General features: G+C 58.7%; 24 protein-coding genes. 6 read left to right on the forward strand and 18 right to left on the reverse strand.

Annotated elements, in window-relative coordinates:
- Window positions 1-52: 52 nt before the first annotated feature.
- Genes IBX59_RS00270 through IBX59_RS00280 form a run of 3 tightly spaced genes read left to right on the forward strand, consistent with a single transcriptional unit; the run spans window position 53 to window position 2,962 of the window.
- Window positions 53-688 (forward strand): acyl-homoserine-lactone synthase, encoded by a 636-nt coding sequence (locus tag IBX59_RS00270; protein ID WP_296371158.1) that lies wholly within the window; start codon window positions 53-55, stop codon window positions 686-688.
- 40 nt (window positions 689-728) lie between these two features.
- The gene (locus IBX59_RS00275) at window positions 729-2,255 is read left to right on the forward strand and encodes an AAA family ATPase (RefSeq protein ID WP_296371160.1); all 1,527 of its coding nucleotides are present in this window, start codon (window positions 729-731) and stop codon (window positions 2,253-2,255) included.
- Window positions 2,252-2,962: an SDR family oxidoreductase gene (locus tag IBX59_RS00280; RefSeq protein WP_296371162.1), complete on the forward strand. Its 711-nt coding sequence runs from the start codon at window positions 2,252-2,254 to the stop codon at window positions 2,960-2,962. The genes IBX59_RS00275 and IBX59_RS00280 overlap by 4 nt, the downstream gene beginning before the upstream one ends.
- Here IBX59_RS00280 and IBX59_RS00285 read toward each other — a convergent pair.
- The 15 genes from IBX59_RS00285 to trpS form a co-directional block, all read right to left on the reverse strand.
- Window positions 2,959-3,708 carry a TIGR02186 family protein gene (locus IBX59_RS00285; protein WP_296371164.1) on the reverse strand — a complete coding sequence of 250 codons (750 nt, stop codon included), beginning with the start codon at window positions 3,706-3,708 and terminating at the stop codon, window positions 2,959-2,961. The genes IBX59_RS00280 and IBX59_RS00285 overlap by 4 nt on opposite strands.
- A complete protein-coding gene (locus tag IBX59_RS00290) occupies window positions 3,705-4,622 on the reverse strand; it encodes a sulfite exporter TauE/SafE family protein (protein WP_296371166.1) in 918 nt (305 codons plus the stop codon). The genes IBX59_RS00285 and IBX59_RS00290 overlap by 4 nt, the downstream gene beginning before the upstream one ends.
- 223 nt (window positions 4,623-4,845) lie before the next feature.
- Window positions 4,846-5,814: an ABC transporter permease gene (locus tag IBX59_RS00295; RefSeq protein ID WP_296371168.1), complete on the reverse strand. Its 969-nt coding sequence runs from the start codon at window positions 5,812-5,814 to the stop codon at window positions 4,846-4,848.
- Window positions 5,815-6,234 carry a hypothetical protein gene (locus IBX59_RS00300; protein ID WP_296371170.1) on the reverse strand — a complete coding sequence of 140 codons (420 nt, stop codon included), beginning with the start codon at window positions 6,232-6,234 and terminating at the stop codon, window positions 5,815-5,817.
- A 7-nt stretch (window positions 6,235-6,241) separates the two neighbouring features.
- Window positions 6,242-7,321, reverse strand: coding sequence for an ABC transporter permease (locus IBX59_RS00305; protein ID WP_296371173.1), 1,080 nt, complete (start codon window positions 7,319-7,321; stop codon window positions 6,242-6,244).
- A gap of 1 nt (window position 7,322) precedes the next feature.
- Entirely contained in the window at window positions 7,323-8,927 is a 1,605-nt protein-coding gene (locus tag IBX59_RS00310; protein WP_296371175.1) for an ABC transporter ATP-binding protein, read from the reverse strand.
- A 73-nt stretch (window positions 8,928-9,000) separates the two neighbouring features.
- Window positions 9,001-9,996 (reverse strand): BMP family ABC transporter substrate-binding protein, encoded by a 996-nt coding sequence (locus tag IBX59_RS00315; protein WP_296371177.1) that lies wholly within the window; start codon window positions 9,994-9,996, stop codon window positions 9,001-9,003.
- A gap of 188 nt (window positions 9,997-10,184) precedes the next feature.
- Complete coding sequence (locus tag IBX59_RS00320; RefSeq protein ID WP_296371180.1) at window positions 10,185-10,604, reverse strand: GNAT family N-acetyltransferase; 420 nt, start codon at window positions 10,602-10,604, stop codon at window positions 10,185-10,187.
- Entirely contained in the window at window positions 10,601-11,179 is a 579-nt protein-coding gene (gene tsaB, locus IBX59_RS00325) for a tRNA (adenosine(37)-N6)-threonylcarbamoyltransferase complex dimerization subunit type 1 TsaB (protein WP_296371182.1), read from the reverse strand. Before tsaB ends, IBX59_RS00320 begins: the two co-directional genes overlap by 4 nt.
- A 10-nt stretch (window positions 11,180-11,189) precedes the next feature.
- A complete protein-coding gene (locus IBX59_RS00330; protein WP_296371185.1) occupies window positions 11,190-11,753 on the reverse strand; it encodes a NifU family protein in 564 nt (187 codons plus the stop codon).
- 153 nt (window positions 11,754-11,906) lie between these two features.
- On the reverse strand, window positions 11,907-12,236 hold the full coding sequence (locus tag IBX59_RS00335; RefSeq protein ID WP_296371187.1) for a hypothetical protein: 330 nt from the start codon (window positions 12,234-12,236) through the stop codon (window positions 11,907-11,909).
- A 390-nt stretch (window positions 12,237-12,626) separates the two neighbouring features.
- Window positions 12,627-13,082, reverse strand: coding sequence for a universal stress protein (locus IBX59_RS00340; RefSeq protein WP_296371188.1), 456 nt, complete (start codon window positions 13,080-13,082; stop codon window positions 12,627-12,629).
- A 99-nt stretch (window positions 13,083-13,181) separates the two neighbouring features.
- Window positions 13,182-14,045 (reverse strand): branched-chain amino acid aminotransferase, encoded by an 864-nt coding sequence (locus tag IBX59_RS00345; RefSeq protein ID WP_296371191.1) that lies wholly within the window; start codon window positions 14,043-14,045, stop codon window positions 13,182-13,184.
- A 185-nt stretch (window positions 14,046-14,230) separates the two neighbouring features.
- Entirely contained in the window at window positions 14,231-14,722 is a 492-nt protein-coding gene (locus IBX59_RS00350; RefSeq protein WP_296371193.1) for a VOC family protein, read from the reverse strand.
- A 98-nt stretch (window positions 14,723-14,820) separates the two neighbouring features.
- Window positions 14,821-15,837, reverse strand: a complete 1,017-nt coding sequence (gene trpS, locus IBX59_RS00355) for a tryptophan--tRNA ligase (RefSeq protein ID WP_296371194.1) — start codon at window positions 15,835-15,837, stop codon at window positions 14,821-14,823.
- 91 nt (window positions 15,838-15,928) lie between these two features.
- Between trpS and IBX59_RS00360 the strand changes: the two genes are divergently transcribed.
- A complete protein-coding gene (locus IBX59_RS00360; protein WP_296371196.1) occupies window positions 15,929-16,609 on the forward strand; it encodes a rhomboid family intramembrane serine protease in 681 nt (226 codons plus the stop codon).
- Here the strand turns inward: IBX59_RS00360 and murJ are convergent.
- The 3 genes from murJ to IBX59_RS00375 are packed head-to-tail and all read right to left on the reverse strand — an operon-like array spanning window position 16,597 to window position 22,107.
- Entirely contained in the window at window positions 16,597-18,156 is a 1,560-nt protein-coding gene (gene murJ / locus IBX59_RS00365; RefSeq protein WP_296371198.1) for a murein biosynthesis integral membrane protein MurJ, read from the reverse strand. The two genes, IBX59_RS00360 and murJ, sit on opposite strands and share 13 nt — an antisense overlap.
- A complete protein-coding gene (locus IBX59_RS00370) occupies window positions 18,153-20,888 on the reverse strand; it encodes a [protein-PII] uridylyltransferase (protein WP_296371497.1) in 2,736 nt (911 codons plus the stop codon). The genes murJ and IBX59_RS00370 overlap by 4 nt, the downstream gene beginning before the upstream one ends.
- A 37-nt stretch (window positions 20,889-20,925) precedes the next feature.
- Window positions 20,926-22,107, reverse strand: a complete 1,182-nt coding sequence (locus IBX59_RS00375) for a penicillin-binding protein activator (protein ID WP_296371200.1) — start codon at window positions 22,105-22,107, stop codon at window positions 20,926-20,928.
- Window positions 22,108-22,213: 106 nt separating this feature from the next.
- On the opposite strand from IBX59_RS00375, the gene rsmI reads away from it, so the two are divergent.
- Together rsmI and IBX59_RS00385 are read left to right on the forward strand one after the other, a co-directional pair.
- A complete protein-coding gene (gene rsmI, locus IBX59_RS00380) occupies window positions 22,214-23,074 on the forward strand; it encodes a 16S rRNA (cytidine(1402)-2'-O)-methyltransferase (RefSeq protein ID WP_296371203.1) in 861 nt (286 codons plus the stop codon).
- Entirely contained in the window at window positions 23,071-23,427 is a 357-nt protein-coding gene (locus IBX59_RS00385) for a YraN family protein (protein ID WP_296371205.1), read from the forward strand. Before rsmI ends, IBX59_RS00385 begins: the two co-directional genes overlap by 4 nt.
- Window positions 23,428-23,494: the final 67 nt, after the last annotated feature.

The following is a 23,494-nucleotide window of genomic DNA, read 5'->3' on the forward strand; positions in this document are numbered from 1 at the left end:
CTTTTGAATCTTACCCTGTGATGACTTGGTCATCGTTTAAAAGGGAAGAACCATGCTCCGCTATATTTATGCAACAGAATTGTCACAGTATCCAACCTTGCGCGCTAGCATGCACAAAGACCGCGCGACACAGTTTGCAGACCGGCTGAAATGGGCCGTGACTGTCGATGAAAACGGGTGGGAGCATGATGAATACGACGCCATGAACCCGCTTTACGTGATCTGGGTGAACCCGGACGGCACGCACGGCGGCTCTATGCGGTTTTTGCCGACGACCGAACGCACGATGGTAAACGATCATTTTGCAGACTTGCTGAACGGGGTCGATATCCGCAGCCCGTTCATCTGGGAATGCACACGGTTTTGCCTTGGCCAGAAATCGACACCGCGCGTTGCCGCCGCGCTGATGTTGGCGGGTGGCGAACTGATGCGGGCGTTTTCGCTGACGCATTTGCTGGGCGTGTTCGATCCGCGCATGGTGCGGATTTATGCGATGATCGGTGCCTCGCCCGAGGTGCTGGGCAGCGCAGGCGAAGGTCGCGACAAGATAAGCGTAGGGCTGTGGCCCTTCCGCCCCGAAGATCGCGTCAAGGTGTTGCAACGCGCCGGACTGTCGTCGGATATATCAGAACACTGGTTCGCGCGGTCCTTTGGCCGAACGGTGCAGCAGATCGAAAAAGCCGCCTAAGACGCTGGCAGCGCCGCGGTGGTAAGGCTACTGTCGCGGCATGAACGCACCCGCTATTACATTTTCCGACGATCAGGCCCAAGCATGGGATAACGTGGCCCTTGCGCTGCGCCAATCCGGCATTGATCTGGATGATAGCCTGCTGCAACCGCCGCAAGCTGGCACAACATCGGTGATGGCCGTGATCGGCAAGGCCGGATCGGGCAAAACAATGTTGCTGGCGCGGCTGTATAAGGCGCTGGAAAACGCGGGCGTTGATGTCATTTCCGGCGATTGGGAAGGGCGCAAGCGCAAGGACAGGCGCACGCTGGCCATTCTTGCCCCCACGAATAAAGCCGCCAGCGTGCTGCGCAATCGCGGCGTGCCGGCGACCACGATCCACCGTATTCTTTATACCCCCGTCTATGACCCCGAATATGAAAAAGTCGCTGAATGGCTGGCCGGACAGGGCGACCGCCCCGAGATCGAAGGGTTGACAGACATCGCGTTGGACCGCGCCTATGCGTCCTATCAGATCAACAAGTCGGTGCCTGCGGCCCTTGCCTCTGCTGGATTGCGCGGCAGTGATTTCATCACTGGTTGGAAACGGCGTGAAGAACCGCTGGATATCGGCTTTGTCGACGAAAGCTCGATGCTGGACGCCAAGCAATTCGAAGACCTGAAAGAAATTTTTCCCACCCTGCTGTTGTTCGGCGACCCTGCCCAGTTGCCCCCCGTGCAATCCAGCGGGGGCATGGTGTTTGAAACCCTGCCAAAAAACCGCGTGCTGACGTTGAACCGCATTCATCGGCAGGACGCGGGCAACCCGATCCTTGATCTGGCGCATGCGCTGGCTGACCCGCTGGTGGATTTCTACGCCTTCGAACGCATGGTCGCAGACGCCGCCGCGCGCGACGAACGTGTCGTCATGGCCCAGCGGGTCGAGGCGGACTTGATGGCGCGGTCCCCCTGTCTGGTCTGGCGCAACGCCACGCGCATTCGTCTGATACACGCTTTTCGCGCTGCCTTTGATGCGCCGGTGGATGAATTGCTGCCAGGTGAGCCGTTGATTTGCGACGGGCTGGAACTGCCGTTGAAACACCGCAAGAAACGGCTGGATCTAGAGGCGCGCGGACTGATCAAAGGGGCGCAGGTCGTCTACCTTGGGCCGGGGCGCAAACCGGGGTTTTCGCGCCTGCATGTCATGGGGGCAGAGGATCCGCAGGTCAGCGCCGCCAGCATCGTCAAGATCGAACAGGAAGGCGACGCTGAACCGTTTATCCCCTTTGCCGCGCGCATGGGGGCCACCTTTCTGCATGGTGCGGCTGTGACGATCCACAAGGCGCAGGGGTCGCAATGGGATACGGTGCAGGTCTTTGCGCCGGATATCGAAATCGCGTCGCGCATGGGGCGTATCGAGGCGGGACAGCCATTGTGGAAACGGCTGGCCTATGTGGCGATAACGCGGGCCGAAACGCAACTGCGCTGGGTGGTGCGCAACCGGCTTGCGCGGCCGCAAGGCATCTTGCGCACCGATGATCTGGATGTTCCGGCGGTCCCCTTGGAATTGAAAAGCGAAGAGATATGAAAAGCATAATCATTACCGGCGCCAGCAGCGGTATCGGCCGGGTCACGGCCGAACATTTTCTGGCGCAGGGATGGCGGGTTGGCTTGATTGCCCGCCGCGCCGATGCGCTGGCTGAAATGACCCATGAAAACGCCGTGGCGCTGCCTTGTGATGTAACGGATGAGGCGGGTGTCGATGCGGCCTTTGGCCAGTTCGGTCATCTGGACGTGCTGTTCAACAACGCAGGCATGTTCGGCCCGCAAACCACGATTGATGAAATCGCGCTGGATGACTGGAAACAGGTCGTCGATGTGAACCTGACAGGCATGTTTCTGTGCGCCCGCGCCGCGTTCCGCCAGATGCGCCACCAGACGCCGCAGGGCGGGCGGATCATCAACAACGGGTCCATTTCGGCCCACACCCCGCGTGAAGGCTCGGTCTGTTATACCAGCACGAAACACGCCATCACCGGGCTGACCAAGACGCTGACACTGGACGGGCGCGCCTTTGACATCGCCTGCGGTCAGATCGACATTGGCAATGCGCGCACCGATCTGGTGTTGAATCTGGAAAAGACGCGCGCAGCCCAAGGGCTGGACCCGCTGCCATCCATGGCGGTCATGGATGTGGCAAAATCAATCTATCACATGGCGTCATTGCCGCCCGAGGCGAACGTGCAATTCATGATGGTGATGGCGACCAAAATGCCGCATATCGGGCGCGGTTAGCGGCGCAGCAAGCTGAACGCGGCGGATGCAAGCCAGCCCGCCGCAATGGCAATAGACAGCGACATCAGCCCATAAAGAAACGCATTTTCATGGGCTAGGTTGAACAGCCAGCGTTCCAGGCCGACCTTGTACACAGGAATGTTCGCGGTGTATTCATCAATCACGCGGCCATCACGGGTCAGCAGTATACGCGCAACATAATCGCCTTCGGTCAGGTTGGCGGGAAGGGCGATGCTGGTGCGGAACAGCGTATCCTGTTCGACATCAACGGCCTCTTCCAGAATTTGATATAAATCCTGATCGGCGCGGATCCTGATCAGCGCCTCTGTAAAGGTTTCACTGTCACTGACCAACGCCCCGACGGAACGGATCGCACGGGGGATGGTCACACGATAGCGCAGGTCTTCGACATCGCGTAGGATTTCGTTCATGGGGCTACTGGTTGCAACCGCGTAAAAGGTTGGTGCCGCGCTGACCTCGACATTATCGGTGTTTACCCAAATGCCAAGCCGGCGGTCCTTGCGGCGGACCGTGACCGGCACAGCGGGGCCAGCCACCGTGATGATAACCCCAAGATCGCCGGTGTCGGGCATCGGCGCATCACGTTTAACAGCCCCGAAAATCAGGATTTCGGATCCTTCAAAGGTCGCCGTAATCGAAACCCGGTCGTGGCTGAGGCCCAGTACGATCGTTTCCGCCTTGGCGGGAATCGCAAGCACCATCAAAAGGACAATCAGCCGGATCATGCGTGCCCATCCATGCCCAGCGAATACAATTCGCTTGGCTGCACAAGCAGGTCAAAGGCCAGTTTGCCGCACACCGCCAACACGAGGATCGCCAGCAAGATGCGCAATTGTTCCGCCTTGAGCTTGACCCCGATCCGGGTGCCGATCTGCGCGCCAACCACTCCGCCGACCAGCAGCAGCACGGCTAGCACCACATCGACGGTATAGTTGGTGGTCGCGTGCAGCATCGTGGTGAATGCGGTCACAAAGATGATCTGGAACAGGGATGTGCCAACCACAACTTTTGTCGGCATGCCGAGCAGGTAAATCATTGCAGGCACCATGATGAACCCGCCGCCCACCCCCATGATCGCGGCCAGCACCCCAACCAGCACCCCGACAACAAGCGGCGGAATGACCGAGATATACAGCCCCGAAACCCGAAATTTCATCTTGAGTGGCAGGTTGTGAACCCAGTTATGCCGCCGTCGCGTAACCTTGGCCCCCGGTTTTTTGGATTTGCGGATGGCGTTCAGGCTTTCGATGAACATCAGCCCGCCGATGATCCCCAGAAACACCACATAGCACAGCTTGACGAGCAGATCGACCTGACCCAACGCGCGCAGGTAATTGAACAGCAAAATCCCCAGAGCTGACCCGACAAGCCCCCCCACAAGCAGGACAGTGCCCATTTTCAGATCGACAGTCTTGCGTTTGAAATGCGCCAGCACGCCCGAAAAGGACGACGCGACAATCTGGTTTGCCTCGGTTGCCACAGCCACAGCGGGCGGGATGCCGATAAAGAACAACAGCGGCGTCATCAGAAAACCACCGCCCACGCCAAACATGCCCGACAGGATACCCACGATCCCGCCCAACCCAAGTAACAGGAAAGCGTTCACCGATACTTCGGCGATAGGTAGGTATATTTGCATCGACTGATCCGGGCGTTTGTGCCAGTGATTGCACCAAAGACGTTTCAACGCAGTCTGTCAAATCTCCATCCTGATTTTACGTTGCAAATGCAGAAATTTCACCTGCTGGCGTTATGACTGACTCAAAACTGGACTTAGATTTTCTTCGGTATTGCGCTTGGGAAGTTGTAATACACGCGCATAATCGCGGCTGAGGTGTCACATTTTTTGGCGGCGCTGGTCGTCAACGTTCCTTGATATAGGGTTCGCCGCCAGCGCGCGGGGGGATGGCCTTGCCGATGAACCCCGCCAGAATGATCACCGTCAGGATATAGGGCATGACGTCCAGCAACTGGCCATTGACCTGAAAACCCAGCACCCGCCCGATCACATCAGGCCGCAGCGCCATAGCTTGCAAAAACCCGAATAGCAGACACGCATAAAGCGCATACCACGGCCGCCACTTTGCAAAGATCAGCGCGGCCAACGCAATATAACCGCGCCCCGCGCTCATGTCTTTGACAAAACTGGCCTGCAACGCTGTCGCCAGATAAGCGCCCGCAATCCCGCACAGCACCCCGCAAATGCCCACAGCCGCATATCGTAAGCCGATGACCGACACACCTGCGGTATCAACAGCGGCGGGGTTTTCGCCGACAGCACGCAGGCGCAGGCCAAAGCGGGTGCGATAAAGCAGCCACCATGTCAGCGGCACCGTCAAAAGGGCGACATAGACCAGAATTGTGTGGCCGGAAATCAGTTCATAATAGATCGGCCCGATGATTGGCACATCGCGCAATGTGTCCGCAAAGGGCAGGGTGATCGCGTTGAACCGCGCGTCACCTGATAATTGCGGCGTGCGCCCGCCTTGTCGGAACCAGCTTTGTGCGATCACAACAGTCAGCCCGGCGGCCAGAAAATTGATCGCCACCCCTGAAATCAATTGGTTGCCGCGAAAGGTAATCGAGGCAAGCCCGTGAATCGCTGACAACGCCAGCGACGCACCTATGCCCGCCAGTAGTCCGATCCAGACGTTGCCCGTGACCGCCGCAATGGCCGCCGACATAAAGGCGGCCGCCAGCATTTTACCCTCTAGTCCGATATCAAAAATACCGGCCCTTTCCGAAAACAGGCCCGCGAGACAGGCCAGCAACAGCGGGGTCGCCAGACGCATTGTAGCGTCGAGCATCTGCAAAAGGGTGGCAAAGTCCATTTAGGCGACTTTCTCCTTGATAAAGGGGAATAGCGCACAAAAGCGGTCAACGACCTCGGGGTGCCGCCGCAACGCGTCTTTGGCCTCGGCTTCGGTCATATCGGCCATTCCGGCGTGTTCGGGGCGGACCAGGCGGCTCATCGCCATCATGGCGTCGAAACGTTCATCGGTGATGAACGGGTCGTGGGGCAGGCGGCGCATCACCGCCGCGTTCGGGCGGAAAACGTTGGACCTGTTCTTGACCGCCAGCAGCGCCACCAGATGCGGGGGCACGTCGCCGCCGGGCGTTTCGGCAATCACATGATGAATCCACATATGCAGTTCGTCCATTGTGATCATGCCCATCGCCAGACAGCTCAGCACAAATCCCAGATCGGCGCCTGTGTCGTCATCGACACCAATTTTGAATGGTCCTGCCATCATTTTATTATGCTCTCCTCATTGCCAGGAACAGCCGCGTCAACGGCATACGCACCATATTATCCAGTGCACCCGTGAACAGGATCACCAATGCCTGTATAACGATGATCAATTCACGGGGGATCGACGTCCATAGGGCGAGTTCTGCGCCGCCTTGATATAGAAAGCCGAAAAGAAGGGCCGCCAGCAACACCCCAAGCGGGTGGCTGCGCCCCATCAGTGCGACGGCGATGCCAATAAAGCCCGCCCCCTCTACTGCGTTCAGGACCAGCCGTTCGGCTTCGCCCTGGACGTTGTTGATGGCCATCATGCCGGCCAGTCCGCCGGAAATGAGCATGGAAACCATGATGATTTTCGTGGGGTTGATGCCTGCATATCGCGCCGCCGATTCCGACTGGCCAAACGCCCGGATTTCATAGCCAAGCCGTGTGCGCCAGATCAGCGCCCATAGCGCGATGCATGCGGCAACGCCGATAAAAAAAGCAACATTTGCAGGGGCGCCACGGAAAAACGTCGTATCGCCCCAGTTGAACATATCCTGAAACGACGGCAAATGCGTCGCCTCTGGGAACCGTGCTGTGGCCGGTTCCATCGACCCCGGCACCTTGAGCGCACCAATCAGCAGATAGTTCAGCAGGGCAGCGGCAATAAAGTTGAACATGATCGTGGTAATCACGATGTGACTGCCGCGCTTGGCCTGCAAAAACGCAGGAATCGCGGCCCATGCAGCCCCGAACAACGCGGCGGCCAGTGATGCGCCGATCAGCGCAATTGTCCAGTGCGGCCACGGCACGTAAAGACAGGCCAGTGCCACGCCAAGCCCGCCCAGAACCGCCTGACCTTCGCCGCCGATGTTGAACATGCGCGCCTGAAAGGCAATGGATACGGCCAACCCGGTAAAGATGAAATTAGTGGCGTAATATAGCGTGTAACCCCAGCCATAGGTGGACCCCAGCGCGCCATCGACCATCAGTTTCACGGCCCGCCACGGACTTTCGCCAATGGCAAGGATCACCAGCGCCGATAATAGCGCCGCCAGAATGATCGAAATAAGGGGGATCAGGACAACGTCAGCCCACTTTGGCATGTCAGATTTCCTTGCTCGGGTCGCCACTGGCGTGGGCAAGGTTTTCCGCGACCGCCGCGTGCAAAGGGCCGCGCGGCGCTGTCGTCATCCCTGCCATCAGCATGCCGAGTTCTTTTTCATCAGTGTCGTTTGGCAAACGCTCGCCCATTATTTTTCCGTCAAACATAACAGCGATCCGATCAGAGAGTGACAGAATTTCTTCTAACTCTACGGAAACCAACAAGATTGCTTTGCCCTGATCCCGAAGTGCAACAATTTGCTGGTGGATAAATTCAATGGCGCCGATATCCACGCCGCGTGTCGGCTGGCCGATCAGCAGCAAGTCGGGGTTACGTTCAATTTCACGGGCCAGCACGATTTTCTGCTGATTGCCGCCCGAGAAATGCTTTGCCGCTAGGTTCGGGTCTGGCGGGCGCACGTCAAAGCGGGCCATCTTTTCGACGGTATCATGCTTGATCGCGGCGTTGTCCATAAACAATGCCGACCGCTGATAACGCGGGTCGTGATGATAGCCAAACGCCGTGTTTTCCCAAGCGTGAAAATCCATGATCAGTCCTTCGCGCTGGCGGTCCTCGGGGACATGGGCAATGCCATGCGCGCGCCTGCTTTGGCCATTTGCACCCGCGCCGGTCAGGTCGATGTCTTGGCCGTTCATGCGCAGGCTGCCGCTAGCCTTATGATAGCCACCCAGCACCTCGAGCAGTTCCGACTGCCCGTTGCCCGCCACCCCGGCAATCCCGAGGATTTCACCCGCGTGAATGTCAAAACTGATCCCTTTCAGGCGATGCACCCCTTTGGCATCGGTGACATTCAAATCGCGGATTTTCAGAATTTTGCGGCCCAATTGCGCAGCAGCTTTGTGCACCCGCAACAGCACCTTGCGGCCAACCATCAGTTCGGCCAGTTCTGCCGGGCTGGTTTCAGCGGTTTTCACGGTCGCGGTCATTTCGCCGCGCCGCATCACGCTGACGGTATCAGTAATTTCCATGATTTCGCGCAACTTATGCGTGATCAAGATGATCGTTTTGCCTTCGCGGCGCAGGTTTTCAAGGATGCGGAACAGGTGATCGGCCTCGGCGGGGGTCAGCACACCGGTGGGTTCGTCCAAAATCAGAATGTCCGCCTTGCGATACAAGGCTTTCAGGATTTCTACCCGTTGTTGCATCCCCACGCCGACATCCTGTATAACAGCGTCCGGGTCCACGCTTAGTTCGTATTCTTCGGCCAGCGTTTTTAATTCGCGCCTTGCGCGCGCCAAAGACGGGCGCAACAGGCCGCTGTCTTCGGCCCCCAGCACAACATTTTCCAGCACGGTGAAATTTTCGACCAGCTTGAAATGCTGGAACACCATTCCGATCCCTGCGGCGATGGCCGCCTGACTGTCGGGGATGTCGGTCTTGCGGCCGCTGATAAATATCTCGCCCGCATCTGCCTTGTAGAAACCATATAAAATCGACATCAGCGTCGATTTGCCCGCCCCGTTTTCCCCAATGATCCCGTGGATCGTGCCGGGCATCACGCGGATCGAAATATCCTTGTTGGCCTGCACCGGGCCAAAGGCCTTGGATATGCCTTTCAGCTCAATCGCGGGGGCTTGTTTGGTCATGGGGCACCTTTGCACGCAAAGGGCCGCGCCGATAAATCTGCGCGGCCCTGATGTTTTGGCCAGTCCGGCTGTTTTAGAAGCTAACTGCGGGGCAGCTTTCGTCGCTGGTGTAGTCGTGAACAATCAGGTTGCCCGCAGCCATTTCAGCAGCAGCGGCATCGACAGCGGCTTGCATATCTGCGCTGACCAGATCGGCGTTGAATTCGTCCAGCGCATAACCCACGCCTTCGTTCGCAACGCCCATGACGTTAAAGCCTGTTTCCAGTTCAACGCCGGCGACAAAAGCATCATAAACAGCGTTGTCCACCCGTTTCAGCATGGATGTCAGCACTTGGCCCGGGTGCAGATAGTTCTGGTTGGCGTCCACGCCAATCGACAGGATGTTGTTGTCAGCAGCCGTTTGCAGCACACCAACGCCGGTGCCGCCAGCCGCCGCGAACACCACATCAGAGCCTTGGCTGATCTGTGCCAGCGTCAGTTCGGACCCTTTTACCGGGTCGTTCCATGCGGCTGGGGTTGTGCCGGTCATGTTGGCGATGACGGTGGCATCAGGCTTTACGGCTTTTACGCCTTGGGCATAGCCGCAAGCGAATTTGCGGATCAGGGGGATATCCATCCCGCCGATGAACGACACGGTGTCAGATTCAGACGCCATGGCGGCCATCATGCCAACCAGATACGACCCTTCGTGTTCGTTGAACACGACAGAGCGCACGTTTGGTGCATCAACGACCATATCAATGATGGCGAATTTCGTATCGGGGTAGTCTGCGGCCACCTTTTCCAATGGCGTTGCCCATGAAAAGCCCGCCATCACGATGGGGTTTGCGCCGGATTCAGCGAAACGGCGGATCGCCTGTTCGCGCTGGGCGTCAGACTGAATTTCAACATCGGCATAAGAACTACCGGTCTCGGCCTTCCAACGCTCGGCCCCGTTATAGGCGCTTTCGTTAAAGGATTTGTCGAACTTGCCGCCAAGGTCAAACAAGATGGCAGGGTCTGCCATAGCGGCGCCAGCGGTCAGGGCCAGTGTGGCAGAGGCGCCAAGAAATTTCTGAATAAGGGTCATTTTTTGTCTCCCAAGTCGTGAGGCGAGGTTTTATCACGCAAGATTTCGCCCCCTCTGATTGATGCGATCCGATCTTTGTCGGTTCATCGTGAGATAAGGCATCCGCAGGCCACGAAGATCAACAGGTTTTTCGGGGATTTGCGGGCGTGCGCCCGGAAAACAGACACAATTGCGATCGTAACGCTAGGTTAAGCGGGGGCCAGATGTTTGCGCATCACCAATGCAGCCACTGGCGCTTGGTCCTTGGGCAGGTAATACCCCGGTCTGCGTCCGACCTGATCATATCCGGCACCGGCATAAAGCGCGCGGGCGGCGGTGTTGTCCTCGGCGACCTCAAGAAAAATTTGTGTCGCACCGGTGCGCAAGGCACTGTGTTCGGCGGCTTGCAGGGTGATGCGCGCCAACCCTTGCCGCCGGTGCGCGGGGTCTGTGGCAATGGTCAGCACCTCGGCCTCGTCCAATGTGACACGGATCAGGGCAAAGCACCTTGTGTCGCCAGTCAATATTGTGCCGGGCTGGGCCAGCAGGCTGGAAAATTCTGCCGCCGCCCATGCGCGCGTGGCGCTAAAGGCACGGGTGTGCAGTGCGGCCAGATCGTCGGCTGTCATGACAGGATCATCGGCGCGGCATCACGCGCCGGGGCGGCATCGGCGCGGCGCACATAAAGCGGGGCTGGCCGTTCTGGCGCCGCGCCCATGCGCGCGGCGGCGATATGTGCGATGGCCGCGACCAGTTGTTGGGGGGTCTTTTCGGCAACGAGCGGGTGCGTGGGTTGCAGGGTTTCCTGAAGCGCAAGCAGCGGTGTTGATACCGCAGCAGATGCGCTGAAGTCCTGCACATAGCATTGCCCGCGCGGTGCGGGAATAATCGCTGTGGCGGGCAGGGCGGCACCAAATGCCCGCGCCGCAAAGCCCGAAACACCGATCGCGGGCTTGCCAAGACCCAGCGCAAGCCCACGCGCCGCAGCAACGGAAATGCGAATGCCGGTGAAATTGCCCGGGCCGATTCCAACGCCGATGGCATCCAGATCGCCCCAATTCACTGCTGCATCTTTCAGCATCTCTTGCAGCATGGGCATCAGATGTTCGGCTTGGCCTTTGGCCATGTCATCAACGCGGGTAACCACCCTGTCGCCCAACAGCAAAGCGGCGGCGCAATGCGCCGCCGATGTGTCGAATGCCATCACAATAGGGTCAGGCCGCAACCGGGCGCACCTCGATCACTTCAGGGATGTAGTGGCGCAGCAGGTTTTCGATACCCATTTTCAACGTCAGCGTCGATGACGGGCAACCAGCGCAAGCACCCTGCATATGCAAATAAACGATCCCGCGGTCAAAGCCGTGGAATGTGATATCGCCACCATCCTGCGCCACGGCAGGACGCACGCGGGTATCCAAAAGTTCCTTGATCTGGACAACGATTTCAGCGTCGTCGCCGGAATGGTCTGCGTGGCCGCTGGCAGGTTTATGGTCATCGGCCATGACAGGTTGGCCGGATTGGTAATGTTCCATGATCGCGCCCAGAATACCAGGTTTGATATGGTCCCATTCCATATTGTCCGCCTTTGTCACGGTCACAAAGTCGATCCCAAAGAAAACACCCGTCACATCGCCCGTTGCGAAAATGCGTTTGGCCAGAGGCGAATTTTCCGCAGCTTCCGCGCTTGGGAAATCTGCCGTGCCAACCTCAAGCACATTTTGGCCAGGCAGGAATTTCAGCGTCGCCGGATTTGGTGTGGATTCTGTCTGAATGAACATTGGGCCAACCTTTTTTGTCAGGCTTCAGATATTGCGCCTGACAGCGCATAAGTCAAGGATTGGAATCATTCTAATCTTTGTTCAAGCTGAAAACAGCCTCTTTGCCGGCAAAAAGCCGACCCTGTTCAAGGTCGGCTTTTCGTGGATGTGCGCTCAACGTACAATATCGAAATCTTTTTGCGCGACAATCTTGCCATCAACTTTCAAGACAGCGATCACATCTTGCTGCGGACGCTTGCCGATGTTGACGCGAACATCGGAGTTTGCACCGCCGCGGACAGAATATGAGCCTAGAAGTGCGCCTTTTTCACCGCGAACGTCGTCATAAATTTCGACGACACCGTCAGATTCTGCGCGGACAAGTCCAAGGTCCAGAACCGAAGAGCTGCTGAGCGTTTCGCCAAATTCAAAGTAGTTATAGGCGGAAGCAGCGGAACCAGCGGCGGCAAGAGCGGCGGCAAGTGCGATTGATTTGATAAACATGAGAAGTTCCTTTCGGGTTTATTTCTGCGGCGTCATTGCCGCGGTTGGTGAAACAAAGATCGGCCTAAAACAGCCCTGCGTGAAGGGCGCAGCCGGTCACATAAAAGATGTTTAAAGTGAACGGTGCCTGTGCTTGACGTGCGATAAATCGTTACATTGGGGTAAAAGTTCGCATAAACGCACAGAAAAACCGGTGCTTTTGTGCGCAAATAGAAGTCTGGGCCCTGGCGATGTCTTTCAGGCGTTCACAAGTTTCACCAACGCGCAAATCTGTGACCGGCGAATATGTCGCCCGGCTCTCTGCTCTGTGAGCTGATATTCGTAAAATGTAATAAAAAACGGGATGTTATGACCTTAGGTCAAGCTATCTGCGCGGTAAGAATCAGCGCGTCAGGTAATCGCTTCCAGCCGTTCCTTGGATAAATCACCCGGCACGATGGTGACCGGGATCGGCAGGCTGCCTGACTGGCGCACCAATTGCGTCACCAGCGGACCGGGGCCTTTGTTGTCGGTTCCAGCACCCAGCACCAGCACCCCGATTTCGGGGTCTTCCTTGATCTGGTTCATGATCTCGACCAAAGGCTCGCCTTCGCGGATAACCAGTTCGGGGTTCAGCTGTTGCTTGTCGCGCATCCATTTCGCAAAAACTTCGAAATGCGCCTCGATCCGCTCCCGGGCTTCGGCGCGCATGATTTCACCTACACCGATCCAATGGTTGAATTCATCAGGGGGGATGATCGACAGGATCGCAACACCGCCACCCGTGTTTGCAGCCCGCATCGCGGCAAAGCGCATGGCGTTAAGACATTCGCGGCTGTCATCCAATACCACCAGAAACTTGCGCATTGTATTCTCCCCTATAGCCAGGCCGATATTGGCGCATCGCTGCGGCGCTGGCAACGGGTCTTGCGGGGCGGGGCAAGCTGGCAGTTATCCAGTCTGCCATCATGCGGCAGACGCGGCCCAGTCCCAATACATATCACGGACCCGGCGCGTAACGGGGCCCACCTGATATTCTTGGTCTTCGATCGCGGTGACAGGCGTCACTTTTGCCATGTTGCCAGACAGGAAAACTTCGTCCGCGGTCCTGAAGTCATCAAATCCCAGAACGGTTTCATGCACTGTGATCCCGTCGGCACGCATGTTGGCAATGTGCCGCGCCCGGGTAATTCCTGCCAGAAAGGTGCCATTGGCAATTGGGGTCAAGACAACCCCGTCGCGCACCATAAAGACATTGGCCGTTGCGCTTTCGGCGACGTTGCCCAAGGCATCGGCCACCAAGGCATTGCCAAAACCGCGCGCGCGCACCTCGGTCAGCATCCGGGCGTTGTTAGGATACAGGCACCCTGCCTTGGCGTTGACCACGCTGCTTTCCAGCACAGGGCGGCAAAACCGGGTGCGGCCCAGCGTCGTTGTCGCGTCAGGCGGGGCCATGGGGATCGCTTCCAGGCAGATGGCAAAACCGGTGGTGTCCGCCCTTGGGACGATGGCGGTGGCATCGCCGTCGATCCCCCAATACATCGGCCGGATATAGACCGCTGCCTGATGCGCATATGCGCCAAGCCCGTCCTGAATGATGGCAACCATGTTTTCCGTGCTGACTGTCGGTGTGATCATCAGCGCACTGGCAGACCGGTTCACACGGGCGCAATGCAGGTCCAGATCGGGGGCCAGGCCGTTCACGAAACGCGCCCCGTCAAACACAGTGCTGCCCAGCCATGCGCCATGGTCAGCGGCGCGCATGATGGGCAGGTCGCCATCGTGCCACTGTCCTTGGAAATAGGTGCGGATATGGGTGCCGGTCGCCATGGTCTGTCCTCCTTGCGGTGGACACTAGAGCGCGGTCGAAAAGAGGTAAACCCGCATATGCGCCCGGTGTCGGGGAACACCGGGCGCGCTGCCGGGGGATGTCGCAGGGCAGGGGACGGACACCCAAGGCATGACCACAGATCGAATCGATGCGGTTCATGACATGATGATGGGCGGGGCTTGATTCAGTTTTGTGACAGGTCTGCGAGGGCAACCAAAGCAGCCACATCCAGCGGCCCGTTGATCATCCGCAGTTCACCGTTTGCGTTGCGTGGCCATTCGGCCCGAGGTTTATCGACATATAGCTCGACCCCGTTCTGATCGGGGTCGCGTAGATAAACCGCTTCGCTGACGCCATGGTCCGCAGCGCCGTCCAGCGGGATGCCGGCGGCCAGCACACGGGCGATAACCGCCCCTAGCGACGCGCGATCAGGATAAAGAAACGCGCTGTGATACAGCCCTGTATGCCCCGCTGGCGGTGGTGATGCGCCAAGGCTTTCCCACGTATTCAGGCCGATGTGGTGGTGATAATCACCCGCAGCCAAAAAAGCCGCGCCAGAACCATAGCGCTGGGTCACGGTAAAACCCAACACGCCTTGGTAAAATGCGATCGCGCGGTCAAGGTCAGACACGCGCAGGTGGATATGCCCGATGCGGGCCTGGGCAGGCGCAGACATTGCAATTCTCCAAAATGAATTACTATCATCACCCTACAGCAAAGCGCTCATGCGCAAAACTGCCCAGATCACGCTATCATTGTGCATTTTTGCGCGGGTTATGACCGCAGCAGCCCGACGATATCATAGGTCTGGCGCAGGATCGGTTCAGCAATTCCGCGGGCCTTTTGCGCACCTTGGCCCAGAATGCGGTCGATTTCGGCGGGGTCATCCATCAGCCGGGCCATTTCCAACGAGATGGGCGACAGTTTCTCAACCGCCAGATCGGCGAGCGCCGGTTTGAAACGGCCCCAGCCTGCGCCCGCATATTCCGCGATCACCGCCTCGGCTGTCATGTCGTTCAGGGCGGCGTAGATTTCGACCAGATTGCGCGCCTCGGGCCGGGTGGCCAGCCCGTCGATGGTTTCAGGCATCGGTTCGGGGTCTGTCTTGGCCTTTTTGAATTTCTTGGCGATGGTGGTGGCATCATCGGTCATGTTGATGCGTTCCATGTCGCTGACCCCGGATTTGGACATTTTCTTGGTGCCGTCGCGCAGGTTCATGATCCGCATGGCGGGGCCTTCGATGACGGGTGTGGTCAACGGGAAAAAATCCGCGGCAAAGTCGTGGTTGAACTTTGCCGCGATGTCGCGGGTCAGTTCCACATGCTGTTTCTGGTCTTCGCCCACGGGCACATGGGTCGCGTGATACAAAAGGATATCGGCGGCCATCAGCGCCGGATAGGCATAAAGCCCCAATGACACCTTTTCGGCATTGCTGCCCGCCTTGTCCTTGAACTGGGTCATGCGGTTCATCCAGCCGACGCGGGCGACACAGTTGAAAATCCACGCCAGTTCCGCATGGGCGGGCACTTGGGACTGGTTGAACAGGATGGATTGCGCAGGGTCCAGACCGGCGGCCAGATAACCTGCCGCGACCTCGCGCGTCATGTTCGCCAGTTCCTTGGGATCCTGCCAGACCGTGATCGCGTGCATGTCCACCACGCAATAGATGGTTTCCATCTGCCCCTGCATGCCCACGAACCGTTTGATCGCACCCAGATAATTGCCCAGTGTCAGGCCACCCGAAGGTTTGATCCCGGAAAAGACGCGCGGGGTGAATGTGGTTTGTGTCATGGTGCAATGTCCGGGCTGGATTTCGGGGCAGGGGTCGCATACCCATGCCAGACAGACCCGTCAACTTCAACTGCTCGCAAAGGTTTTGATAATGCAGCCTGAACGCGCCCTGAATGTCATTCCCCCGGTGGTGATCGCCCTGACCCTGCTGATCCTCGGGGTCGAAGGCCTGCTGCAATTGGCCGATGCCGGGTTTATCGGTGGCCCGCAAGGCGTGGGCTGGCGGCTGGCGGCGATACAGGAATACGGGTTTTCGTCGCGCGTGTTTGACCGCGTGGTGATGCAGGGCGATCTGTCGTTTGACCTGCTCAAGCGGTTTGTGACCTATCCCTATGTCAATGGCCAGCTGACGCAGGTGGCGTTTTGTGCCGCGCTGACGCTGGCGCTGGGTAAATTCACCGGTGAATATTACGGCGGCGCACGGGTGCTGGTAGTTTATGTGGCATCAACCATCTTTGGCGCGATTGCCTTTGGCCTGCTGGCCAGCGGAAACTATCCGCTGTTTGGCGGCTTTACCCCGGTTTACGGGCTGATCGGGGCCTATACCTATGCGCTGTGGTTACAGCAGGCACAGGCGGGCGAAAACCAGTTGCTGGCGTTTCGGCTGATCGGGTTCTTGCTGGGGATCCAGTTGGTCTTTGGCTTGATCTTTGGCAGCACCCCCGCGTGGATCGCGGAACTGGCCGGTTTTGTGGCGGGGTTCGGCCTGTCGGTGCTGTTGGCACCGGGGGGCTGGGCGTCCTTTGTCAGCCGGATGCGTCAGCGGCCCTGACCGCGCATGGTGCGGCGGAATTCGCTCAGGCGGAAGGCACCGACCAGATGGCCGATGCCGAAATAGCTGACGATGCCGACGGCGACCAACAGCGCCAGCGCGCCATAGCGTAGCGTGGCGACGGCAAAGAACGGTGTCATCAAGGCGGACAGCGCGGCAAGGATCACCCCCATGCCAAATGCCGCCAGAATGATCCGCAGCAGCCGCCGCTTGAACCGGTCGTCGAATGTGGCGGCATTGCCCATGTTGCGTGATCCGCGCCACAGCAAAATCACCATGGCCCACCCCGTCAGTGATGTGCCGACCGCCGCCGCGGCAAAGCCGATGACCGGCGACAGCCCGATCGCCAGTGCTGCGTTCAATGCCAGCGCCCACAGCGCATAATAGAATGGGCGTTTGGTATCCTCGCGCGCAAAAAACAGCGGTTGCAGGGTCTTTTGCAGCACAAAGGCGGGCAGGCCCAGCCCGTAAATCGCCACCGCCAATGCCGTGGCCGCCGTGTCATCGGCCCCAAAGGCACCGCGTTCATACAAAACGCTGACCAGTGGCATCGGGATCACCAGCAGCGCGATGGCGGCAGGAATGGTCAGTGCAAGGCTGATTTCGCAGGCGCGGTTGAATGCGTCCCGCCCGCCGTTGTCATCCCCCGCCCGCAGGCGGCGCGACAGATCGGGCAGCAGCACCACGCCGATGGCAATACCGACGACGCCCAGCGGCAGTTGATACAGCCGGTCGGCATAGTTTAGCCATGCGACCGCCCCGTCAAAGAAACTGGCGACCTGCCGCCCCACCAGCAGATTGACCTGCACGACTCCACCCGCCAGCGCGGCAGGGGCGGCGATGACGGCAAGGCGTTTGAGTTCGGGTGTCATTTTCGGCCAACCCGGCATCAGGGCAAAGCCTGCCCGTTTGGCCGCCACCCAGACCATCATCATCTGTACGACCCCGGCAACAGGCACGGCATAAGACAGGGTTTGGCCAATGGCCGTTGGTTCCTGCCCACCAAAGACCGCACCGATCAGCAGGGCCAGGATGAAAACGATGTTCAGCAAAACAGGGGCCGCCGCCGCCGCCGTGAACCGCCCAATCGCGTTCAGCACACCCGACAACAGCGCCGACAGCGAAATGAACAGGATATAGGGAAAGGCGATCCGCCCATACCAGACCGCCAGATCGAACCGTTCCGTCCCGATGAAACCGCTGGCCATCATCGTGACCAGCACGGGCATCATGATCACACCGCCCACAGTGAAGAGTGTCAGAATCCCTGCCATTCCGACGAAGGCATCCTGTGCAAAGCGGTGCGCGTCTTCGTCGCCTTCCAGCTTCTTGGAAAACATCGGCACAAAGGCCATGTTGAACGCGCCTTCGGCAAAGAAACGGCGAAACAGGTTCGGCAGCGAAAACGCGACCAGAAACGCCTCGGCCACGGGGCCGGTGCCAAGATAGGCGGCGATCATGATGTCGCGGACAAATCCGATCAACCGGCTGAGCAGCGTCCAGATGCCAACGGTGAAAAAGCCCGACATCAGGCGGATGGGTTTCACGCCTCGGCCCTTTGCACGCCTTGCACGATGGCCTCGCGCAGTTTGCGTTCGAGACTTGCGCGCTTGGCCTCTGAATGGAATTTCAGCCCGACCATATCCTTGACATAAAAGGTATCGACCACCTGTTCGCCATAGGTCGCGATCACGGCAGAGGCGATATAGACATGGTTCGCCGCAAGTGTGCGCGTCAGATCATACAGCAGACCGGGACGGTCGCGGGTGTCCACCTCGATGATGGTGTAGATCTCGGATCCATCGTTATCAAAGGTGATATTGGTCGGCACACGAAACGCGCGTTCGCGTTTCTTGATCTTGTCCTTGTCTTTCAGCGCCTCGCGGGCCACGATCTCGCCGCGCAGGGTGCGGCTGATCATCTGGCGCAGGCGCGGCAGGCGCGATTCCTCGTAGGGGTTGCCCTCGTTGTCCTGCACCCAGAACACAGCAGTGGCAAAGCCGTCCTTGGATGTGTAGGTGCGCGCATCCACCACGTTGGCCCCCACCAGCGCCAGTGCGCCGGTCATCCGGCTGAACAGCCCCGGATGATCGACCGTGGCAAAACAGGCGCGGGTGGCGTCGCGGTCTTCGTCCGGCATCAGGTCGATCTTGATCTGATCATTGGACAGATCGCGCAAAAGATTGGCGAATACGATATGCGTGGACAGCGGCAGACCCTGCCAATAGGTGCCGTAATGGCGGCCCATTTCTGTGCGCAACGCCTTGCTGTCCCAATCGGCAAGGGCGGCGCGCAGGGCGCGCTTTGCCTCGTTTTCGCGGGTTTCGCGGTTCAGATCTTCCAGCCCGTTTTCCAGCGCGTCCCGCGTTGCCTTGAAAAGATTGCGGATCAGCACCGCCTTCCAGTTGTTCCATGTGTCCGGGCCGACGCCGCGTATGTCGCAGACGGTCATGACCGTCAGCAAGTCAAGCCGTTCTACCGATTTGACCGCCTTGGCAAAGCCACGCACAGTGCGCGGTTCGGCAATATCGCGTTTCTGGGCGGTGTCCGACATCATCAAGTGGTGCCGGACCAACCATTCGACGGTATCACAATCCTTTTTGTTCAGCCCCAGACGCGGGGCCACCTTGCGGGCGATTTGCGCACCAAGGATCGAATGGTCCTCATCCCGGCCCTTGCCGATGTCATGCAGCAACAGGGCCACATACAGCACCTTGCGGTTCACCCCGCGTTCCAGAATCCCCGAAACAACGGGTAATTCCTCGATCAATTCCTTGCGTTCAATCTGGGCAAGGTTGCTGATGCATTGGATCGTGTGTTCATCCACCGTGTAGTGGTGATACATGTTGAACTGCATCATCGCGACAATCGCGGCAAATTCTGGGATGAATGTGCCCAGAACGTCCAATTCGTTCATCCGGCGCAGGCCCCGTTCGGGGTTGCCGTGCTTTAGCATCAGATCAAGAAAAATGCGGTTCGCCTCGCGGTTGGTCCGCATCTCGTCGTCGATCATGTCCAGATTGGCGGCAATCAGCCGCATGGCGTCCGGGTGCAGCAGGGTGCCGGTGCGCAGGGCTTCTTCGAAGATGCGCAGCATGTTCAGTTTGTCAGCAAAAAAACCTTCCTCATCTGCGACGGTCAGGCGGTTTTGCTTGATGGCATAAGGTGGCTTGGCCTTTTTGCGGCGCAACATCAGCCGCACCAGCATAGGGTCGGGTTTGGTATGGGTTGCCTCAAGCGCGGTCAGAAAGATGCGCGTCAGTTCGCCCACACGATTAGCTTGCCGGAAATAAGCCTGCATGAAATGTTCAACCGCACGCCTGCCGCCGTGATCGGTATATCCCATTGCAGCGGCCACCTCGACCTGCATGTCGAATGTCAGCTGATCTACTGCGCGCCCTGACAACAGGTGCAGATGGCAGCGGACGGCCCATAGAAAATCCTCGGCGGTGACAAAGGTTTCAAATTCTTCCGCGGTGAAAACACCAAGTCCGACCAATTCGGCAGCATCTTTGACGCCATGAATATACTTGCCCATCCAAAACAGGGATTGCAGGTCGCGTAACCCGCCCTTTCCTTCCTTGACGTTTGGTTCGACGACATAACGCTGGCCGCCCTGCTTGCGGTGGCGTTCGGCGCGTTCGGCAAGCTTGGCCTCGATGAAATCGCTGGCGGTTGATTTGAAAAGATCGTGCCACAGGCGTGACCCCAGCTCTTTTGCCAGCGCGGCATCTCCGGCCAAAAAGCGGTTTTCAACCAGCGATGTGCGGATCGTATAATCTTGCCGGGCAAGGCGGATGCAGTCCTTGATCGTGCGGCTGGCGTGGCCAACCTTCAGCTTCATGTCCCACAGGATATAAAGCATCGATTCGATCACGCTTTCGGCCCAAGGTGTCATCTTGTAAGGCGTCAGAAACAGCAGATCGACATCCGAAAACGGCGCCATTTCGCCACGCCCATAGCCCCCGACAGCGATCAGCGTCAGCTTTTCGGCCTCGGTGGGGTTGGGGCGCGGGTGCAGTTGCTTGACGGCCACATCCATTACGAGCCCGACAACCTGATCGGTCAGCCAGCTATAGGCGCGGGTTGTGGGCTGTGATGCAAAGGGCTGCGCCTGAAAAGCTCGCGCGATTTCCGCCATGCCGTGATTGCGCGCCTCGGACAGAACACGCACAGTCGCCTGTCGCACGTCTTTTTCGCAAACAGCGGTCTGCGTCGCTGCACTCAGCGCCGCCAGAACGGCCGCCCCGTCAAAAATGGTGTGCGCCGGACAGATCAGATTGTCCGGTGTGTCATGCGCCGCGGGCTGCGAAGGCTCAGAAACCCGCCGCGCCGAAATTTCTTGGGGCTTGTTCAAGGGTGACCACCTGATTGTTTTGAATGGTTGCAACAGCCAGCGCGCGTTCGTTCAGCCCGTTGGGCAGCAGCCGGAAAACACCCGACGTGCCGCGAAATCCTGCAGGTGTGGTCAAGGCGGCCTTGGTCAGGGCATCGCGGTTGCCCGTGGCCACAAGCGCGCCAATCGCGGCTATCCCGTCATAGGCAAGCCCGGCCAGTGGATGCGGTTGCTCGCCGTATGTTGCGGCATAGCGGTTTACAAACTGGTTGGCAGTGCCCTGATCCGGCATGGTAAAAAGCCCCCCCTGAAGTCCCGGTAACGCAAGCGCCTGCGGCGCCGAATCCCACCGCGTCAGCCCGATAAACCGCACTGAATCAGCGTCTAGCCCGGCATCCGGCAGGGCGGTTGCCAAAATCGGGAGATCGGCGTTGACGCTGGCCGTTATAAAAACTGCCTGCGCAGCAGAGTTGCGCGCGCTGGCCACGATCTGCCGGGTCGCACCAAAAATTCCCTGTTGCGATAATGGATAGCCTTCGACGGCAACCACTTGGGCACCGTTGCGCTGAACAGAGCGCGAAATCGCATCGCGACCGGCTTGCCCCGCGAGATCATCGCCATAAAGCACCATGTAGCGGTTGATCCCTTGCCGGGTGCCATATTGCACCAACCGGTTCGCCGTGTTGTCAAATGTTGCCCCCAACACGAAAACATTCCCCCCCGCAATTGCGGGATTGTTGGAAAATGCCAAGACGTTCACGTTGCGACCTGCCACCGCAACGCCTGCGGCATTTGCCGTCTCGGCATAAAGCGGGCCAATGATGATCTTGGCCCCGTCGTTGACAGCCGCGCGCGCAACTGCGGCCGCTTGCGCCGGGTTTCCAGCCGTATTGTAGATGCGCAGCGCAATCTCTGCCCCCGTAAGATCGGCAATCGCCAGGCGCGCCGCGTTTTCAAAGTTCTGCGCAAGAAAATCATCGCTGCCCTGGCCGGAACCACGCGGGACCAAAAGCGCGACCTGCACCGGGTCTGCCGGGTCGATCTGCCGGCCTGTATTTGCCTGTGGCGCGACAGCAACATCGCAGGCCGCGAACCATAGCAGTGATATCATGGCGAAAAATTGCATGATCGGCTTGCGGGCAGTCGTGAAACGGGCAAACATGGCGCGAACTCCTCCTCGGTGGCGCGACAAGATCAAAGGGCGCTGTGCCTGCAAATCTGTCGCCTGTCAGGGGCCATCATAAAGCAGGGGGCAGGCGGGTCCAGCCATGAATCATGTTAACAAGCCGCTCTCTGCCGGATTGTATTTTGTCGCAACCCCCATCGGGTCGGCGCGCGATATCACGTTGCGGGCGCTTGATATCCTTGCTTCGGCCGATTTGATCGCGGCGGAAGATACGCGAACGGCGCGAAAACTGATGGACATTCATGGTGTTGCCTTGAACGGGCGCAAGGTTGTGGCCTTTCATGACCACAGTGGCGAAGCTGCCGTGGCCCGGCTGGTTGCAGATATCGATGCCGGAAAATCCGTGGCCTATGTGTCTGAAGCAGGCACCCCGCTGGTCGCGGATCCGGGGTATGAACTGGGGCGCGCCGTAATCGCGGCCGGTTTGCCGGTTACATCTGCGCCGGGACCGTCGGCGGTCCTCGCGGCGCTGACCGTTTCTGGCCTGGCAACCGACAGGTTTGCCTTTGTCGGGTTCCTGCCCCCATCGCAAAGCCAGCGCGAAACTGAAATCGCCATGCTGCGCGATGTGCCTTTTACGCTGGTTTTTTATGAAAGCCCGAAGCGCGTTGGTGAAATGTTAGGTAATCTGCGCGATGTTCTGGGGGGTGACAGGCAGGCAGTTGTTTGCCGGGAACTGACAAAACGATTCGAAGAGGTGACGCGCGGCACGCTGGCAGAACTGGCCGATGCCTTTGCAGATCGCAACATAAAGGGTGAACTGGTTGTACTTGTGGGGCGAGGTGGCGCGACGGATGTCGCCGATGCCGATGTTAAACAGGCCTTGCGCGAGGCGATGAAAACAATGCGGGTAAAAGATGCCGCAAGCGTGGTTGCGGGTGCGCTTGGCCTGCCGCGCAGGCAAGTCTACCAGATCGCGCTGAACATGGGAGGTGACGAATGACCGGATCGGTTGGGTATCATGCGGGATTGGCTGCAGAGGATATTGTGGCGGCAGATTACGCGCGCCGGCATCATGATCTTGCTGCAAGGCGTTGGCGCGGTCAGGCGGGCGAAATAGATCTGATCCTGCGCGATGGCGAAACAGTTGTTTTTGTCGAGGTCAAGAAAAGCCGGACCATGGCGCGGGCTGCCGCCCGGTTAGGACGGCGCCAGATGGACCGAATTTGCGCTGCGGCGGGTGAATTTCTGGCGGGTGAACCGCGCGGTCAATTGACGGATGTGCGCTTTGATCTGGCGATGGTGGATGGCTACGGCATGACCTCTGTGATCGAGAACGCTTTTATGGAAGCCTAAGCGCCCATTGCGCCGCTGTCGTTGCTGCGGCATGTATCCTTTGAACACTGCTAAAAAAGAGGATATC

The organism is Yoonia sp. (assembly GCF_014859355.1).
In the GTDB taxonomy this organism is placed as follows: Bacteria; Pseudomonadota; Alphaproteobacteria; order Rhodobacterales; family Rhodobacteraceae; genus Yoonia.